This is a genomic window from Streptomyces sp. NBC_01017, assembly GCF_045162795.1.
Lineage (GTDB): Bacteria > Actinomycetota > Actinomycetes > Streptomycetales > Streptomycetaceae > Streptomyces > Streptomyces machairae.
In genome coordinates this window covers 2,230,455-2,246,544 of the sequence record NZ_CP108683.1, presented here as the reverse complement: position 1 = coordinate 2,246,544, position 16,090 = coordinate 2,230,455, and the positions used below count along the sequence as shown (strand labels likewise).

At 69.8% G+C, this 16,090-nt stretch carries 16 protein-coding genes and 1 tRNA gene; 10 read left to right on the top strand and 7 right to left on the bottom strand.

Annotated elements, in window-relative coordinates:
* Positions 1 to 12: 12 nt before the first annotated feature.
* Positions 13 to 534, bottom strand: coding sequence for a DUF309 domain-containing protein (locus OG331_RS10460; protein ID WP_406194289.1), 522 nt, complete (start codon positions 532 to 534; stop codon positions 13 to 15).
* A gap of 112 nt (positions 535 to 646) precedes the next feature.
* Here OG331_RS10460 and OG331_RS10455 point away from each other — a divergent pair.
* The 6 genes from OG331_RS10455 (at position 647) to OG331_RS10430 (ending at position 4,859) form a co-directional block, all read left to right on the top strand.
* A tRNA-Pro gene (locus OG331_RS10455) sits at positions 647 to 720 on the top strand.
* 140 nt (positions 721 to 860) lie between these two features.
* Positions 861 to 1,292 carry an HIT family protein gene (locus OG331_RS10450; RefSeq protein ID WP_406194287.1) on the top strand — a complete coding sequence of 144 codons (432 nt, stop codon included), beginning with the start codon at positions 861 to 863 and terminating at the stop codon, positions 1,290 to 1,292.
* Positions 1,293 to 1,436: 144 nt separating this feature from the next.
* Entirely contained in the window at positions 1,437 to 2,144 is a 708-nt protein-coding gene (locus OG331_RS10445) for a hypothetical protein (RefSeq protein WP_406194284.1), read from the top strand.
* A gap of 104 nt (positions 2,145 to 2,248) precedes the next feature.
* Entirely contained in the window at positions 2,249 to 2,911 is a 663-nt protein-coding gene (locus OG331_RS10440) for an NUDIX domain-containing protein (RefSeq protein WP_406194281.1), read from the top strand.
* Between the two features lie 112 nt (positions 2,912 to 3,023).
* Positions 3,024 to 4,010, top strand: coding sequence for an aldo/keto reductase (locus OG331_RS10435; RefSeq protein WP_406194278.1), 987 nt, complete (start codon positions 3,024 to 3,026; stop codon positions 4,008 to 4,010).
* Positions 4,011 to 4,055: 45 nt separating this feature from the next.
* Positions 4,056 to 4,859: a DUF427 domain-containing protein gene (locus OG331_RS10430; protein WP_406194276.1), complete on the top strand. Its 804-nt coding sequence runs from the start codon at positions 4,056 to 4,058 to the stop codon at positions 4,857 to 4,859.
* Here the strand turns inward: OG331_RS10430 and OG331_RS10425 are convergent.
* From OG331_RS10425 to iolC, 6 genes are read right to left on the bottom strand one after another with little or no spacing between them, the layout of a single operon-like run.
* Complete coding sequence (locus OG331_RS10425; protein ID WP_406194274.1) at positions 4,849 to 5,634, bottom strand: GntR family transcriptional regulator; 786 nt, start codon at positions 5,632 to 5,634, stop codon at positions 4,849 to 4,851. The two genes, OG331_RS10430 and OG331_RS10425, sit on opposite strands and share 11 nt — an antisense overlap.
* 23 nt (positions 5,635 to 5,657) lie before the next feature.
* Positions 5,658 to 7,151, bottom strand: coding sequence for a CoA-acylating methylmalonate-semialdehyde dehydrogenase (locus OG331_RS10420; RefSeq protein WP_406194272.1), 1,494 nt, complete (start codon positions 7,149 to 7,151; stop codon positions 5,658 to 5,660).
* Between the two features lie 42 nt (positions 7,152 to 7,193).
* Positions 7,194 to 9,071: a 3D-(3,5/4)-trihydroxycyclohexane-1,2-dione acylhydrolase (decyclizing) gene (iolD, locus tag OG331_RS10415; protein WP_406194269.1), complete on the bottom strand. Its 1,878-nt coding sequence runs from the start codon at positions 9,069 to 9,071 to the stop codon at positions 7,194 to 7,196.
* A gap of 11 nt (positions 9,072 to 9,082) precedes the next feature.
* A complete protein-coding gene (gene iolB, locus OG331_RS10410; protein WP_406194267.1) occupies positions 9,083 to 9,970 on the bottom strand; it encodes a 5-deoxy-glucuronate isomerase in 888 nt (295 codons plus the stop codon).
* A 14-nt stretch (positions 9,971 to 9,984) separates the two neighbouring features.
* Complete coding sequence (locus tag OG331_RS10405; RefSeq protein ID WP_406194265.1) at positions 9,985 to 10,863, bottom strand: deoxyribose-phosphate aldolase; 879 nt, start codon at positions 10,861 to 10,863, stop codon at positions 9,985 to 9,987.
* 34 nt (positions 10,864 to 10,897) lie between these two features.
* Positions 10,898 to 11,857 carry a 5-dehydro-2-deoxygluconokinase gene (iolC, locus tag OG331_RS10400; RefSeq protein WP_406194263.1) on the bottom strand — a complete coding sequence of 320 codons (960 nt, stop codon included), beginning with the start codon at positions 11,855 to 11,857 and terminating at the stop codon, positions 10,898 to 10,900.
* A 297-nt stretch (positions 11,858 to 12,154) separates the two neighbouring features.
* Here iolC and OG331_RS10395 point away from each other — a divergent pair, with 297 nt between their 5' ends.
* The 4 genes from OG331_RS10395 to OG331_RS10380 are packed head-to-tail and all read left to right on the top strand — an operon-like array spanning position 12,155 to position 16,068.
* Positions 12,155 to 13,171: a sugar ABC transporter substrate-binding protein gene (locus OG331_RS10395; RefSeq protein ID WP_362383238.1), complete on the top strand. Its 1,017-nt coding sequence runs from the start codon at positions 12,155 to 12,157 to the stop codon at positions 13,169 to 13,171.
* Positions 13,171 to 14,250: an ABC transporter permease gene (locus tag OG331_RS10390; protein WP_406194261.1), complete on the top strand. Its 1,080-nt coding sequence runs from the start codon at positions 13,171 to 13,173 to the stop codon at positions 14,248 to 14,250. The genes OG331_RS10395 and OG331_RS10390 overlap by 1 nt, the downstream gene beginning before the upstream one ends.
* Positions 14,251 to 14,255: 5 nt before the next feature.
* A complete protein-coding gene (locus OG331_RS10385) occupies positions 14,256 to 15,164 on the top strand; it encodes an ATP-binding cassette domain-containing protein (RefSeq protein ID WP_406194258.1) in 909 nt (302 codons plus the stop codon).
* Between the two features lies 1 nt (position 15,165).
* On the top strand, positions 15,166 to 16,068 hold the full coding sequence (locus OG331_RS10380) for a sugar phosphate isomerase/epimerase family protein (protein ID WP_406194254.1): 903 nt from the start codon (positions 15,166 to 15,168) through the stop codon (positions 16,066 to 16,068).
* Positions 16,069 to 16,090: the final 22 nt, after the last annotated feature.

Sequence of the window (16,090 nt, the reverse complement as noted above, 5' to 3'; positions counted from 1 at the left end):
ACCCGCCCGCCCCTACGCCCCGCCCCGCAGCCTCGGCGCCCGCCCCCTCGCGTCCACGGCCTCCCCGCTCTCCTCCACGACGCCCGCCAGCTCCCGCGCCCACGCGCTCAGCCCCGCGAGATCCATCCCGTACGGCGTCCGCTCCCCGGCACCGGACGCCCAGTCCTCCACGGCCCCGGCGCCCCGCCGCAGCAGCCGCGGCCCGCCCGTCACGTTCCCCCGCGCCGAGTGCGTGAGCCCCACCGCGAGCTGCGCCAGCCCCCGCCACAGCGCCCGCTCTCCCTTCGGCCCCGCCTTCCACGCGTCCTCGAACACCTCATGCGCATGGAACGGCTTCCCCGCGTCCAGCAGCTCCTGCGCCTCGGCGACGGTCTGCTCCGGCGTGCGTACGACGCCCTCGGGCTGGCGGTCGACGCCGTCCGCGTCGTATGGCAGGGGGCGCCCGAGACCGTCCCGGGGCCGTGCGTTACGTGCCCGCCCCTCGCTGTCCCGGTCCCGCGCTTCGGCCTGGCGTCCTGACGATGTGCTGCCCATACACCGATTGTCCATCGCCCGGCCTCTCGCCGGATGCCCCCCTTCGGCGCACTCGTCCCCGTACGGTAAAGTGCTGTCCGCGCGATCACGCGGTTCACCGCGTGAGAGGCACCGGGACGTGGCGCAGCTTGGTAGCGCACTTGACTGGGGGTCAAGGGGTCGCAGGTTCAAATCCTGTCGTCCCGACGGTGCGAAGGGTCTTCGCGGGCGAGAGCCTGCGGGGGCCCTTTCTCATATGGCCGGTCGAAGGCCAACGGGACCCGGTGCACGCGCTGTTCGGAACGTAGGCTCGCTCCGAGAGGTCTTCCGCAGCGAAGGGGCCCGGCATGACCACCGTCTTCTCCCGCATCATCGGCGGAGAGCTTCCCGCCCGGTTCGTCTGGCAGGACCCGCATGCGACGGCGTTCCTGTCCATCGCGCCGCTGACGCCCGGCCACACCCTCGTCGTGCCCCGGCGTGAGGTCGACCAGTGGACGCAGGTCGACGGTGAACTGCTGTCCCACTGCATGCAGGTGGCCCAGGCCGTCGGCCAGGGCGTGCAGCGGGCCTGGGACGCTCCGCGGGCCGGGCTGCTCATCGCCGGATTCGAGGTGCCCCACCTGCACATTCATGTGGCGCCCATGTGGGGCCTGGGCGACCTGGACTTCGCCCACGCCAAGCCGGAGGAGGACATGTCGGCACTGGACGAGGCGGCCGACAAACTCCGCACCGCCCTGAGCGAACTCGGCTTCGAGCACGCCGTGCCGCCGGGGGCCTGAACAGGCCTGACGGCGGCCGACCAGGGCCCCGGACGGACTGCTCGGGGCTGGTAGGCTCCCGCTGCCGATCATGAACATGGTCATTTCGGTGACCGGGGAAACGGGAAACGAGAACCGGGAACCGGGAACGGAGCGGGGGGCTCGATGCGGATGATTCCCATGACAGCGGCGCTGGCGTGTCTGTTCACCGGAGCCGCGCTCACCGGGTGCGGGGCCGGTGACGGCGGCACGGAGAAGTCGGCGGCCGAGCTTCTCGACGAGGCCAACGACACGATGCGCGACCTGCGTTACGTGGCCGTCGAGATGACCAACACCGCGGCCGGCGGCAAGGTGACGATGCGCCTGCGGACCGATCTGAAGGACCGGTGCACGGCGAAGACCACCTGGGGCGGCAAGGGCAGCCTCGAACAGATCAGGATCGGTGAGACGGACTACGTCCGCCCGGACGAGACGTACCTCGAGAACTGGGGCGGCGGGCCGGTCGCCGACGTCCGTCCGAAACAGTGGGCGAAGGTACCCGCCGACGAGGCGCAGCCGGGCGACGGCCTGGCCGCGTGCACCTGGCCCTTCGAGTCGTTCGGCAAGGTGAAGAAGGGCGGGGCCACCCGCGTCGGCGACCGGGAAGCGATCGCACTGCACGTCACGGACAAGACCGACAAGACCGACAAGGCGGACACGGAAGGGATGTACACCTTCTACGTGGCCACCGAGGGCAAGCCGCACCTGCTGAAGACCGTCTACAAGGGCGGCGGGAACGTCACCACCACGTCGTTCAGCGCCTTCGACGAGCCGGTGGACGTCCGGCCTCCCGCGTCGGCGCAGGTCCTGGACAAGGAGGACGTCGCGGGCTGACGCCCGGATGCCCCGTCCCCCTCACCTTCGCGCGCGACGTACGCCATGCCGGGGTGGTAGAAGCGGGCCATGACCAACTTGCTCATCCACCCGGCCGGTGCCCGATGACCGCCGGCATCGACACCCCCGACCGCCGTGGCCGCACCGGACTCGACCAGGCGGGCCGGGACCTGACCGGCAATCCCCGCATCAAGGTGCGGGACGTGCGACTCCTGTCCAGCCACTGGTACGTCGAGCGCGCGACGACCTTCGACTTCCAGCACGCCGACGGCACCTGGAGCACCCAGCAGCGCGAGACGCACGACCGCGGCAACGGCGCGACCATGCTGCTCTACGACGCCGAACGCGAAACCGTCCTGCTCACCCGCCAGTTCCGCTTCCCGGTGTACGTCAACGGCCACCCCGACGGCATGCTCGTCGAGACGCCGGGCGGGCTGCTCGACGACGATGACGAACACCCGGAGATCGCGGTACGGCGCGAGGTCGTGGAGGAGACCGGGCACACCATCGGCGAGGTCCGGCACGTCTTCGACGTCTACATGAGCCCCGGCTCGGTCACCGAGCGCGTCAGTTTCTACGCCGCCGCCTACGGCCCCTCGACCCGCACCCACGAGGGCGGTGGCCTGGACGAGGAGGGCGAGGACATCGAGATCGTCGAGCTGCCGTTCCGCCGGGCCCTGGAGATGATCCGCAGCGGGGAGATCGCCGACGCCAAGACGATCATGCTGCTGCAATGGGCGGCGCTGGACGGTCCGTTCGCCAAGTGACGCCCAGGAACACCAAGTGCGCGTCCACGCCCTTGACTTGAAGTGCGCTTCAAGATGAACACTCCCGTTCGTGCCCCGAATTCCGGGCGCACGAACGGGAGGGAAGTCACCCATGAAGTACCGCACCATAGGCACCGCCCCGAACACCCGCCGCGAGGTGAGCGTCCTCGCACTCGGTGCGATGCTGTTCGGCTCCCGCACCGACGAGGAGACCTCCTTCGCCGTCCTCGACCGCTATGTCGAGGCCGGCGGTACCTTCATCGACACCTCCGACAACTACGCCTTCTGGGAGGACGGCGGCCAGGGCGGACAGAGCGAGGAACTGCTCGGCCGGTGGCGCCGCAGCCGAGGCGTCGGCGACGAGATCGTCATCGCGACCAAGCTCGGGGCGCGGCCGCTGGCCCCGGGCACCGGCTACGTCGACAACGCGGAAGGCCTGTCGGCGAAGGTGATCCGCGAGTCCGCCGAGCGCAGCCGCGACCGGCTCGGCGTGGCCAGGCTGGACCTGCTGTACGCCCACATCGAGGACCGGAAGGTCCCCCTCCAGGAGACCGTCGAAGGGTTCGCCGAACTGGTCGCCGAGGGCACGGTCGGTCTGCTCGGCGTCAGCAACCACGCCACCTGGCGGGTCGAGCGGGCCCGCACCCTCGCCGCCGCGGCAGGCCTCCCCGGCTACGAGGTGCTCCAGTACGCCCACAGCCACCTGCGGCCTCGCCTCGACGTCCCCGAGGGCCTGTTCCCCGACGGCAGCCTCGGCCACGCCGGCCCCGACCTGCTCGGCTACCTGCGTGCCGAGCCGGGCCTCACGCTGGTCGCCTACTCGCCGCTGCTGAAGGGCGCCTACACCCGCCCGGACGTCGCGCTGCCCGGCGACTTCGACCACCCGGGCACCCAGGCCCGCCTGAAGGTGCTCCGCGAGGTCGCGCAGGAGACCGGCGCCACCGTCAACCAGGTCGTCCTGGCCTGGCAGATCGGCGCCGAGCTGCCGATCGTCCCGCTGGTCGGAGCGTCCTCCGTGGCCCAGCTGGAGGAGAGTCTGGCCGCCGTGGACCTGGAGCTGACCGCCGACCAGCGGGCCCGGCTCGACGGGGCCCACTGACCCCTCCGGGAGTACGCTCCGAAGAGGAGCCGAAGGAGAGTGGCCATGCCTCTGTTCCCCACCGAGCGGAACGTCCGTACGACCCCCGAAGGCCTCCTGTGGGAGCCGAGCGAGCGCTGGGTGCGAGGCCTCAAGGGCGATGTCACCGTCGTCGACAGCCGGCATCCCGTCCTGGTCTGGGAGCCCGATCTGCCCGTGCCGTGCTACGCGTTCCCACGCGAGGAGGTCCGCACGGACCTCCTCCGCCCCGCCAAGAACCCGCAGCCGGGCAAGCACACCGGCTCGCAGATCTTCTACGACCTCGAGGTCGACGGCGAGCTGGTGGAGAACGCGGCGTGGACCTTCCCCGCCGCCGACCTCGCCGGACACATCGCCTTCGAGTGGTTCTGGCGCTGGGGTACCGGCCTCGACCACTGGTACGAGGAGGAGGAAGAGATCTTCATCCACCCCCGTGACCCGCACAAACGGGTGGACGCCATGCCCAGCGGCCGCCATGTCCAGGTCGAGATCGGCGGCACGGTCGTCGCGGACACACACCGCCCGGTGCTGCTGTTCGAGACCAGCCTGCCGACGCGGTACTACGTGCCCCGCGAGGACGTCCGGCTCGACCTGTTCGAGCCCACCGACCACAGCACAGGGTGCCCTTACAAGGGCACGGCCCAGTACTGGAACTGGCGCGGCGAAGGCGAGGTCCCGCGGAACATCCTCTGGAGTTACGCCGAGCCGCTGGCCGCGGTGGCTCCCGTCAAGGGGCTCCTGGCGTTCTACAACGAGGCGGTGGAGATCACCGTGGACGGCGAACGGCTGGAACGGCCGGTCACGCCGTTCACCGCGAGCCTCAAGGCCTGACCAGCAGCCGGAAGTCGAACGCGTACCGGGACGCACGGTAGATGTGCGTCCCGTACTCGACCGGCCGGCCCGTGTCGTCGTACGCCGTGCGCTGCATGGTCAGCAGCGCGGCACCCTCCTTCTCGTCGAGCCGCCCGGCCTCCTCGGCGGTGGCGCAGCGGGCGCCGATGGTCTGGCGGGCGCTGTGCAGGGTGATGCCGACGGCCCGCATCATCCGGTACAGGCCGGTCGACTCCAGCCGGGCCGTGTCGAGGTCGAGCAGGCTCGCGGGCAGGTAGTTGCAGAGGATCGCCACCGGCTGGCCGTGTGTGCAGCGCAGCCGTTCCAGGACCGTGACCTCGGCGCCCTCCGCGAGGCCGAGTGCGGCGGCGACGTCGGCAGCCGCCGGGACGCGCTCGTTGCGGACGACCTGCGTGGTCGGACCCTGCCCGGCCGCCTCCAGGTCGTCGTAGAGGCTGCTGAGCTCCAGCGGGCGCTTCACCTGGCTGTGCACCACCTGGGTGCCCACCCCGCGCCGCCGGACCAGCAGCCCCTTGTCGACGAGCGACTGGATGGCCTGCCGGACGGTGGGCCGGGACAGGCCCAGCCGCACCGACAGATCGACCTCGTTGCCCAGGAGGTTGCCCGGGGCGAGGGCTCCGTGCTCGATCGCCGCTTCCAGCTGCTGGGCGAGCTGGTAGTACAGCGGCACGGGACTGCCCCGGTCCAGGGCGAAGTCCACCGAGGCCAGCGCGGAGCCGGACCCGGCACGTGCCGAGCCGCGGGTCTTCGCCATGGGACGCCCTCCCTGTCAGGTTGTCAGGAGTTGCTGGGGAAACCGAGGTTGATGCCGCCGTCGGACGGGTCCGGCCAGCGCGTGGTGATGACCTTCCCCTGGGTGTAGAAGGCGATGCCGTCGTTGCCGTAGACGTGCAGATCGCCGAAGAGCGAGTCCTTCCAGCCACCGAAGGAGTGGTAGCCGACCGGCACCGGGATCGGCACGTTCACGCCGACCATGCCCGCCTTCACCTCCAGCTGGAAGCGGCGGGCGGCGCCGCCGTCCCGGGTGAAGATCGCGGTGCCGTTGCCCCAACGGGAGTCGTTGATCAGCTTGATGGCCTGTTCGTACGTCTCCGCACGCACCACCGCCAGCACGGGTCCGAAGATCTCGTCCCGGTACGCGTCCGCCGTCAGCGGCACCCGGTCCAGCAGCGAGACACCGAGGAAGAAGCCGTCCTCGTGGCCCTCGACCGAGTGGCCGGTGCCGTCGACGACGACCTCGGCGCCCTGCTCCGCGGCCGAAGCGACATAGGACGCCACCTTGTCGCGGTGCTCACGCGTGATCAGCGGGCCCATCTCGGAGGCGGGGTCGTTGCCGGGGCCGATGGTCAGGTTCTTCGCGCGCTCGGCGATCTTCCCGACCAGCTCGTCGCCCGTGTCGCCGACCGCGACCACGACCGACACGGCCATGCAGCGCTCGCCCGCGGAGCCGTAGGCGGCGTTGATCGCCTGGTCGGCGGCGAAGTCGAGGTCGGCGTCGGGCAGGACGAGCATGTGGTTCTTGGCGCCACCGAGGGCCTGCACGCGCTTGCCGTGCTCAACCGCCTTGAGCTGGATGTACTTCGCGATCGGCGTCGAGCCGACGAAGGACACCGCCTCGATGTCCGGGTGCTCCAACAGCCGGTCCACGGCGACCTTGTCGCCCTGTACGACGTTCAGCACACCCTCCGGCAGCCCGGCCTCGGTGGCCAGCTCGGCGAGCCGGAAGGACGCCGAGGGGTCCTTCTCGCTCGGCTTCAGCACGAAGGTGTTGCCGCACGCGATGGCCAGCGGGAACATCCACATCGGCACCATGGCCGGGAAGTTGAACGGCGTGATGCCGGCGACCACGCCCAGCGGCTGCCGGATCGAGGCCACGTCCACCCGGTTCGACACCTGCGTCGACAGCTCGCCCTTCAGCTGCACGCTGATCCCGCAGGCCAGCTCCACGATCTCCAGACCGCGCGCGACCTCACCGAGGGCGTCGGAGTGCACCTTGCCGTGCTCGGCGGTGATCAGCTCGGCGATCTCGTCGCGGTGGGCGTCCAGCAGTTCGCGGTACTTGAACAGGATCGCGGTGCGCTTGGCCAGGGAGGACTGACCCCAGCTCTCGAACGCGGCCTTGGCGGAGGCGACGGCGGCGTCCACCTCGTCGACGGTCGCGAAGGCGACCTGCTTCTCCTGGGCGCCGGTGGCCGGGTCGTAGACGGGGGCGAAGCGGCCGGAGCCGCCCTCCACGGGCTTGCCGTCGATCCAGTGGGTGATGGTCTTCATGGTGCGCAAGGGCCTTTCAAGTGCGGGACAGGTGCGGGGAGTTCAGAGGTGGCGGCGGCGGTCGGTGACGTGCTGGTCGTACCGTTCGCGGGCTTCGACGGCGGCCTCGCGGGAGGCGACCTCGGCCACGGGCACGTCCCACCAGGCCGCGGCGCCCGGCGCGTTCGGGTTCGTGATGTCGGTCTCGACGTAGACGCAGGTCGGCCGGTCGGAGGCGCGGGCGGTGGCCAGCGCCTCGCGCAGCTCGCCCACCGTCTTGGCGCGCAGCACGTCCATGCCGAGGCTGGCCGCGTTCGCGGCGAGGTCGACCGGCAGCGGGGCGCCGGTGAAGGTGCCGTCGGCGGCCCGGTAGCGGTAGTCGGTGCCGAAGCGTTCGCCGCCGGTCTCGGCGGAGAGCCCGCCGATGGAGGCGTAGCCGTGGTTCTGGATCAGGACGATGTTGACCGGCAGGCCCTCCTGGACCGCGGTCACGATCTCCGTCGGCATCATCAGATAGGTGCCGTCGCCGACCAGCGACCACACGGCCGTGTCCGGGGCGGCCTGCTGGATGCCGATCCCGGCCGGGATCTCGTAACCCATGCAGGAGTAGCCGTACTCCAGGTGGTACTGGCGCGGCGAGCGGGACCGCCACAGCTTGTGCAGGTCGCCCGGAAGTGAACCGGCCGCGTTGATGACGACGTCGTCGTCCCCGACGACCCCGTCCAGCGCGCCCAGCACCTGGGTCTGCGTAGGTACGGCGCTCTCGTCGTCGGCGCGGTAGGCGGCCTCGACGACGGCGTCCCAACGCTCCTTGCCGGCGCCGTACTCGGCCTCGTACGTGCTGTCCACGTGGTGACCGGAAAGCGCCTCCGTCAGGGCCGTGAGGCCGGCCCGCGCGTCGCACACCAGCGTCCGTGCGGCCAGCTTGTGCGCGTCGAAGCCGGTGATGTTGAGGTTCAGAAACCGCACGTCCGGGTTCTGGAAGAGCGTGCCGGAGGCGGTGGTGAAGTCGGTGTATCTCGTGCCCACGCCGATCACCAGATCGGCGCCGCGGGCGATGTCGTCGCTGATCGAAGTGCCGGTGTGGCCGATGCCCCCGAGGTCGGCGGGGTGGTCGTACCGCAGCGAGCCCTTGCCCGCCTGGGTGGAGGCGACCGGGATGCCGGTGGCCTCGACGAAGGCCTTCAGGGCCGCCTCGGCCTCGCTGTGGTGGACGCCGCCGCCCGCGACGATCAGCGGGCGCTCGGCGGCCCGGATCGCCGCCACGGCAGCCGTCAGCTCGACCGGGTCGGGCGCGGGACGCCGTACGTACCAGACGCGCTCGGCGAAGAACTCCACCGGCCAGTCGAACGCCTCCGCCTGGACGTCCTGGGGGAGGGCCAGCGTGACCGCGCCGGTCTCGGCGGGGTCGGCGAGGACGCGCATGGCGTTCAGCGCGGACGGGATCAGGGCCTCGGGGCGGGTGACCCGGTCGAAGTAGCGGGAGACCGGGCGCAGGGTGTCGTTGACCGACACGTCCGCCTCGGTCGGGTGCTCCAACTGCTGGAGCAGCGGGTCGGGGGCGTGCGAGGCGAAGTAGTCGCCGGGGAGCAGGAGGACGGGGAGTCGGTTGATCGTCGCCAGGGCCGCACCCGTCACCAGGTTCGTCGCGCCCGGTCCGATCGACGTCGTCACCGCCTGCGCGGAGAGCCGGTTGAGCTGCCGGGCGTGGCCGACGGCCGCGTGCACCATGGACTGCTCGTTGCGGCCCTGGTGGTACGGCATGACGTCCTCGCCCGCCTGGAGCAGGGCCTGGCCGATGCCGGCCACGTTGCCGTGGCCGAAGATGCCCCAGGTGCCGGCGATCAGCCGGTGCCGTACGCCGTCGCGCTCGGTGTACTGCACGGACAGGAACCGCACCAGCGCCTGGGCGACGGTCAGGCGGATCGTGGGCTGGCTCATCTCGGGGGACCTCACTGGGACTCAGCGGTGTAGAGGGGCAGACGGGGGTCGACGGGCTGGTCCGGCCATGTGCCGCGGATCCAGGCGTGGTCGGGGTGGTCGCAGATCAGCCAGGCGCGCTCGGCCTCGGGACCCGCCATGACGTTGAGGTAGTACATGTGGTGGCCGGGCACGGCCATGGACGGCCCGTGCCAGCCGTCGGGGATCAGCACGACGTCGCCGCCGCGCACCTCCGCCAGGACGTCGGTGTTCCGGCCGTGTCCGGAGGGGGAGACACGCTGGTAGCCGAGGCCGGGGGTGCCCTCGTGGTCGGCGAACTCGAAGTAGTAGATCTCTTCGAGGACCGACTCCTCGCCGGGCCGGTGCTCGTCGTGCTTGTGCGGCGGGAAGGACGACCAGTTGCCGCCCGGCGTGATGACCTCGACCGCGATGAGCTTGTCGCACTCGAAGACCCCGGCCGCACCGAAGTTGTTCACCTGGCGGCTGCTGTTGCCCGTGCCGCGCAGCTCCACCGGCACCGACGACGCCGGACCGTAGCGGGCGGGCAGCCGCCGGGAGCACCGTGCGCCGGTCAGCGCGAACCGTCCGCCGTCGGGCGACGAGACGGTCGTACGGGCGTCGCGCGGCATATAGGCGAAGTCGCTGACGGCGCTGAACACGCTGTCACGGCCGGTGAGTTGAAACGTGTCATGGCCGAAGTCGTCGGTGGCCTCGACCGTGCAGCCGCCGTTCAGCGGCAGCACGATCCACTCGCTGTCACCGGTGTCGAAGCTGTGCGAGCCGCCGGGCGGCAGCTCCAGGATCCGCAGGCTGGAGTAGCCCCAGCCGGCCTTCTCGGGCGTGACGTCCACGACGTACGGGCCGCCGAGCGCCTTTCCCGCGGGAAGGTGATACGTCATCGTGTTCCTCCGGGTCACAACAGGCCGACGGCCGTGTCCACCGCCGTCTCCACGCTGCCCTCGGCCGGGTAGAGCAGCGAGCGGCCGACGACCATGCCCTGGACGGTCGGGAGCCGGAGCGCCTTGCGCCAGCGCTCGTAGGCACCCTCCTGGTCGTCCCCGACCTCGCCGCCGAGCAGGACGACGGGCAGTGTGGACGTCTGAAGAACTTCGGCCATGTCGTCGGGGTCATGGGTGACGGGCAGTTTCAGCCATGTGTACGCCGAGGTGCCGCCCAGTCCCGACGCGATGGCGATCGACTTGGTGACGGCTTCGGCGGACAGGTCGTTGCGTACCTTGCCGTCGATCCGCCGGGATATGAACGGCTCGACGAACAGCGGCAGTTGGAGCGCGGCCATGGCGTCGATGGCGCGGGCCGTGGCCTCCAGGGTGGTGAGCGAGCCCGGGTCGTCGTAGTCGATACGGACCAGCAGCTTGCCCGCGTCGAAGCGCAGCCGGGCGATGTCCTCGGCGCGGTGGCCGGTGAAGCGGTCGTCCATCTCGAAGGACGCTCCGGCCAGGCCGCCGCGGTTCATGGAGCCCATGACAACCTTGTCGTCGAGGACGCCGAGCAGCAGCAGGTCCTCCAGGATGTCGGCGGTGGCCAGCACCCCGTCCACGCCGGGCCGGGACAGCGCGGTGCAGAGACGTTCCAGCAGATCGGCCCGGTCGGCCATGGCGAGCCGATGGTCGCCGACGCCCAGCGCGCCGCGTGCCGGATGGTCGGCGGCCACGATCAGCAGGCGGCCGCTGTCGCCGATCAGCGGGCGGCGCACCCGGCTTGCCGCCGCCTCCGCGATCGCCTCGGGGTGCCGGGCTCTGACCGCGGTGAGGTCGGGGATGGTGATGCTCAAGGAATGCTCCGTTCAGGGATGGCTCGGTCGGCCGTCATGACGCCTGGGCGAGGAGGCTCTCGACCTCGGACTCGGTGGGCATCGCGGAGGAGCAGGCGAGGCGGGAGGCGACGAGGGCGCCGGCGGCGTTGGCGAACCGCATGGTTTCGGTCAGGTCCCACCCGGACAGCAGCCCGTGGACCAGTGAGCCGCCGAAGGCGTCGCCCGCGCCGAGGCCGTTGGCCACCTCGACCGGCACCGGCGGCACCTCGGCCTGAGTGCCGTCGCGGTGGACCGCCAGCACGCCCTTGGGGCCCTGCTTGACCACCGCCAGCTCCACGCCGGCCGCCAGCAGCGCCTCGGCGCAGGCGCGCGGCTCGCGGACGCCGGTGGCGATCTCGCACTCGTCGAGGTTGCCGACGGCGACCGTCGCGTGCCGAAGGGCCTCGGCGTAGTACGGGCGGGCCTCGTCCGGGTCGCGCCAGAACATCGGCCGCCAGTCGAGGTCGAAGACCGTCGTGCCCGCCTTGTCGCGCGCCTTGAGGGCGGCGAGGGTGGCCGAGCGGCTCGGCTCCTCGCTCAGACCGGTGCCGGTGATCCAGAACACCCGGGCCGAGCGGATGGCCCAGTAGTCGAGTTCGTCGGAGTGTATCTCCAGGTCAGGGGCCTTAGGCTGCCGGTAGAAATACAGCGGGAAGTCGTCCGGCGGGAAGATCTCGCAGAACGTCACCGGCGTCGGATACGCCGCGACGGGCGTCACCCAACGGTCGTCGACGCCGAAGTCCTTCAGGGCTTCGTGCAGGTAGGCGCCGAACGGGTCGTCGCCGGTGCGCGTGATCACGGCGGTGTCCCGACCGAGCCGAGCGGCGGCCACCGCGACGTTCGCGGCGGAGCCTCCGAGGAATTTGCCGAACGTCTCCACCTGCGTCAGAGGTAGGCCAGACTGCAGGGGGTAGAGATCGACTCCTATCCTTCCCATCGTGATCAAGTCGAAGGACTTGGCTGACTCGGCCATGCGCGACGCTCCTACAGCTGGACTGGGGGTGCGGGTCCCATCGGGCCTGCCGCCTCCCAGGTGTAGGTCGTGGAGGCCGACGCTGTCAATAGTTTGTACTTACATTCGGACCTGAGCGTGAAATGATGTCTTAACAAAGTATTGACAGCGGGCGCATCCAGGGATTGGATCCCGTGTCAGCGAACCCGCCGTGTTCCACGACATACGACCCGGACTTCCCAAGGGTCCGGGTCTCGGATCCAGTGATCATCCCTTTCCCCCCGTCGCACACCCGTCGCACAGTGAGGTGCTGGAAAGATGGACCGCTACTACCCCCGCTCCCGCAAGCTGGCCCCTATGGTGGCTCTGGCTGCCGCGGCTGCGCTGACCCTCGCAGGCTGCTCCAGCAGCTCCGGTGGCAAGCAGGCCGAGGAGGGTGGGGAAAACGCTTCTGCGGGCAAGGCCACCACTCCCCGTATGACCGTCGCCCTGGTGACGCACCAGGCGCCCGGTGACACCTTCTGGGACATCGTCCGCAAGGGCGCCGAAGCGGCCGCCGCGAAGGACAACATCAAGCTGGTCTACTCCGCCGACCCGAACGCGGGCAACCAGGCCAACCTGGTGCAGAACGCGATCGACCAGAAGGTCGACGGCATCGCGATCACCCTCGCCAAGCCGGACGCCATGAAGGACGTCGTCAGCAAGGCGAAGGCCGCGAACATTCCTGTCGTCGGTCTCAACTCCGGTGTGAGCGACTGGCAGAAGCTCGGCCTGATGGAGTTCTTCGGCCAGGACGAGACGGTGGCCGGCGAGGCGCTCGGCAAGCGCCTGAACGAGGAGGGCGCCAAGAAGGCCGTCTGTGTCATCCAGGAACAGGGCAACATCGGCCTCACCCAGCGCTGTGACGGAGTGAAGAAGACCTTCGAGGGCACGATCGAGACCCTGAACGTCAACGGCACGGACATGCCGTCCGTGAAGTCCACGATCACCGCCAAGCTCAAGACGGACAGCGACATCGACTACGTCGTCGCCCTCGGCGCCCCGTTCGCGCTGACGGCCGCGCAGTCGGTGGACGAGACGGGCAGCAAGGCGAAGGTCGCCACCTTCGATCTCAACAAGCAGCTGACCGGAGCGATCAGCAAGGGCGACATCGAGTTCGCCGTCGACCAGCAGCCCTACCTCCAGGGCTACCTGGCCATCGACTCCCTGTGGCTCTACAAGAACAACGGCAACTACATGGGCGGCGGCGAGGCACCGGTGCTGACCGGACCTGCCTTCGTCGACAAGACGAATGTCGAGACGATCGACAAGTTCGCCGCGAAGGGCACCCGGTGATGAGCATGACCCGACAGGCTGAGCCGGCGGTGACCACACCGCCGGCCTCCGGCCCCGGCAAGGAATCCGACGGGCGGACCAAGGAGCGCCCCCTGGCGCTGCGCCTCCTCGCCCGTCCCGAGGTCGGTGTCTTCCTCGGCGCCGTCGCGGTGCTGATCTTCTTCCTCATCACGGCCCCGGCCGTGCGTGACGGCAGCTCGATGGCGAACATCCTGTACCAGTCGTCGACGATCGGGATCATGGCCCTGCCGGTCGCGCTGCTGATGATCGGCGGCGAGTTCGACCTCTCCGCCGGTGTCGCCGTGATCACCTCGGCCCTGACCGCGAGCATGGTCAGCTATCAGCTGACGATGAACGTCTGGGTCGGTGTGATCGTCGCCCTGATCGTGTCCCTCGGAGTCGGTCTGTTCAACGGCTGGCTGCTGGTCAAGACCGGGCTGCCGAGCTTCCTGGTCACCCTCGGCACGTTCCTGATCCTCCAGGGCGTGAACCTCGCGGTCACCAAGCTGATCACCAGCAACGTCGCCACCGACGACATCAGCGACATGGACGGCTTCGAACAGGCCAAGGCGCTGTTCGCCTCGTCGTTCGACGTCGGCGGTGTCCAGGTGAAGATCACCGTCGTGTGGTGGCTGGTCTTCGCGGCGCTCGCCACGTGGGTTCTGCTGCGTACCAAGTACGGCAACTGGATCTTCGCGGTCGGCGGCAACAAGGAATCCTCGCGGGCCGTCGGTGTGCCCGTGACGTTCACGAAGATCTCGCTGTTCATGCTGGTCGGCTTCGGCGCCTGGTTCGTCGGCATGCACCAGCTGTTCTCGTTCAACACCGTCCAGTCCGGTGAGGGCGTCGGCCAGGAGCTGATCTACATCGCTGCCGCGGTGATCGGTGGCTGTCTGCTGACCGGTGGCGCGGGCTCCGCGATCGGGCCGGTCTTCGGCGCGTTCATGTTCGGCCTGGTGCAGCAGGGCATCGTCTACGCCGGCTGGAACCCCGACTGGTTCAAGGCCTTCCTCGGCGTGATGCTCCTCGGCGCCGTCCTCATCAATCTGTGGGTCCAGCGCACGGCGACCCGGAGGTGACCCGAATGACAAGCAACGAAACCGGCACCCACGGTGCCGTCCTGCAGGACAAGACCCCGCAGCAGGACGCCCCGGTCGTCGAACTGCGTAACGCGGGCAAGTCCTACGGCAACATCCGCGCCCTGCACGGCGTCGACCTGAAGGTGTTCCCGAGCCAGGTCACCTGTGTCCTCGGCGACAATGGTGCGGGCAAGTCGACCCTCATCAAGATCATCTCGGGGTTGCACCAGCACACCGAGGGCGAGTTCCTCGTCGACGGCGAACCCGTGCGCTTCTCCACCCCCCGCGAGGCGTTGGACAAGGGCATCGCCACCGTCTACCAGGACCTCGCCGTCGTCCCGCTGATGCCGGTGTGGCGGAACTTCTTCCTCGGCTCCGAGATCACCAAGGGCCCCTGGCCCGTACGCCGTCTCGACATCGACAAGATGAAGAAGACCGCCGACGAGGAACTGCGCAACATGGGCATCGTCCTCGACGACCTGGAACAGCCCATCGGCACCCTCTCCGGCGGCCAGCGCCAGTGCGTGGCCATCGCCCGCGCCGTCTACTTCGGCGCCCGCGTCCTCATCCTGGACGAGCCCACCGCCGCCCTCGGCGTCAAGCAGTCCGGCGTCGTGCTGAAGTACATCGCCGCCGCCCGCGACCGCGGACTCGGCGTCATCTTCATCACCCACAACCCCCACCACGCCTACATGGTCGGCGACCACTTCAGCGTCCTGCGCCTCGGAACGATGGAGCTCAACGCCTCCCGCGACGACGTCAGCCTCGAAGAACTCACCAACCACATGGCCGGCGGCACCGAACTCGCCGCCCTCAAGCACGAACTCGCCCAGGTCCGCGGCGTCGACGTCGAGGAACTCCCCGAAGCCGCAGACCTCACCGCACCCGTGGCATCCTCCGAAGGGAAGTCCTGACATGCCCCCTGTGCTGGACCGCATCCGGGTCGGATCGGCCCCCGACTCCTGGGGCGTCTGGTTCCCCGACGACCCCGTCCAGGTGCCCTGGGAACGCTTCCTCGACGAGGTCACCGAGGCCGGCTACGCGTGGATCGAGCTGGGCCCGTACGGCTATCTGCCGACCGACCCGGCCCGCCTCACCGACGAGGTGAACAGGCGCAACCTCAAGGTGTCCGCTGGCACGATCTTCACCGGTCTGCACCGCGGCCCCGCCGTCTGGGAGTCCACCTGGGAGCACGTCAGCCAGGTCGCCGGTCTCACCCAGGCCATGGGCGCCAAGCACCTGGTCGTCATCCCGTCCTTCTGGCGGGACGACAAGACCGCCGAGATCCTGGAGCCGCCGGAGCTCACCGGCGAGCAGTGGGCCCACCTGACCAAGGGTATGGAGCGGCTCGGTCACGAGGTGAAGGAGCAGTTCGGGCTCGACATCGTCGTGCACCCGCACGCCGACACCCACATCGACACCGAGGCCCACGTCGAGCGCTTCCTCGACTCGACCGACTCCGACCTGGTCAACCTCTGCCTGGACACCGGCCACTACGCCTACTGCGGTGGCGACAGCGTCAAGCTGATAGAGACCTACGGCGAGCGCATCGGCTATCTGCACCTCAAGCAGGTCGACCCGGAGATCCTCGCGGACGTGGTGAAGAACGAGATCCCGTTCGGACCCGCCGTCCAGCGCGGCGTGATGTGCGAACCCCCGGCGGGCGTACCGGAATTGGGCCCGGTCCTGACGGCCGCGCAGAAGCTGAACGTGGACCTGTTCGCGATCGTCGAGCAGGACATGTACCCGTGCGAGCCGGACAAGCCCCTGCCCATCGCGGTCCGTACCCGCAAGTTCCTGAGGTCCTGCGGCGCCTGACGACCCGAAAGGACGGCCGATC

Excerpts from the sequence above, each read along its gene's own strand:
- OG331_RS10460 (WP_406194289.1), bottom strand. The coding sequence starts at position 534 with ATGGGCAGCACATCGTCAGGACGCCAGGCCGAAGCGCGGGACCGGGAC.
- OG331_RS10445 (WP_406194284.1), top strand. The coding sequence starts at position 1,437 with ATGCGGATGATTCCCATGACAGCGGCGCTGGCGTGTCTGTTCACCGGA.
- OG331_RS10435 (WP_406194278.1), top strand. The coding sequence starts at position 3,024 with ATGAAGTACCGCACCATAGGCACCGCCCCGAACACCCGCCGCGAGGTG.
- OG331_RS10395 (WP_362383238.1), top strand. The coding sequence starts at position 12,155 with ATGGACCGCTACTACCCCCGCTCCCGCAAGCTGGCCCCTATGGTGGCT.
- OG331_RS10390 (WP_406194261.1), top strand. The coding sequence starts at position 13,171 with ATGAGCATGACCCGACAGGCTGAGCCGGCGGTGACCACACCGCCGGCC.
- OG331_RS10380 (WP_406194254.1), top strand. The coding sequence starts at position 15,166 with ATGCCCCCTGTGCTGGACCGCATCCGGGTCGGATCGGCCCCCGACTCC.
- OG331_RS10440 (WP_406194281.1), top strand. The coding sequence starts at position 2,249 with ATGACCGCCGGCATCGACACCCCCGACCGCCGTGGCCGCACCGGACTC.
- OG331_RS10425 (WP_406194274.1), bottom strand. The coding sequence starts at position 5,634 with ATGGCGAAGACCCGCGGCTCGGCACGTGCCGGGTCCGGCTCCGCGCTG.
- iolC (WP_406194263.1), bottom strand. The coding sequence starts at position 11,857 with ATGGCCGAGTCAGCCAAGTCCTTCGACTTGATCACGATGGGAAGGATA.
- OG331_RS10420 (WP_406194272.1), bottom strand. The coding sequence starts at position 7,151 with ATGAAGACCATCACCCACTGGATCGACGGCAAGCCCGTGGAGGGCGGC.
- OG331_RS10450 (WP_406194287.1), top strand. The coding sequence starts at position 861 with ATGACCACCGTCTTCTCCCGCATCATCGGCGGAGAGCTTCCCGCCCGG.
- iolD (WP_406194269.1), bottom strand. The coding sequence starts at position 9,071 with ATGAGCCAGCCCACGATCCGCCTGACCGTCGCCCAGGCGCTGGTGCGG.
- OG331_RS10385 (WP_406194258.1), top strand. The coding sequence starts at position 14,256 with ATGACAAGCAACGAAACCGGCACCCACGGTGCCGTCCTGCAGGACAAG.
- iolB (WP_406194267.1), bottom strand. The coding sequence starts at position 9,970 with ATGACGTATCACCTTCCCGCGGGAAAGGCGCTCGGCGGCCCGTACGTC.
- OG331_RS10430 (WP_406194276.1), top strand. The coding sequence starts at position 4,056 with ATGCCTCTGTTCCCCACCGAGCGGAACGTCCGTACGACCCCCGAAGGC.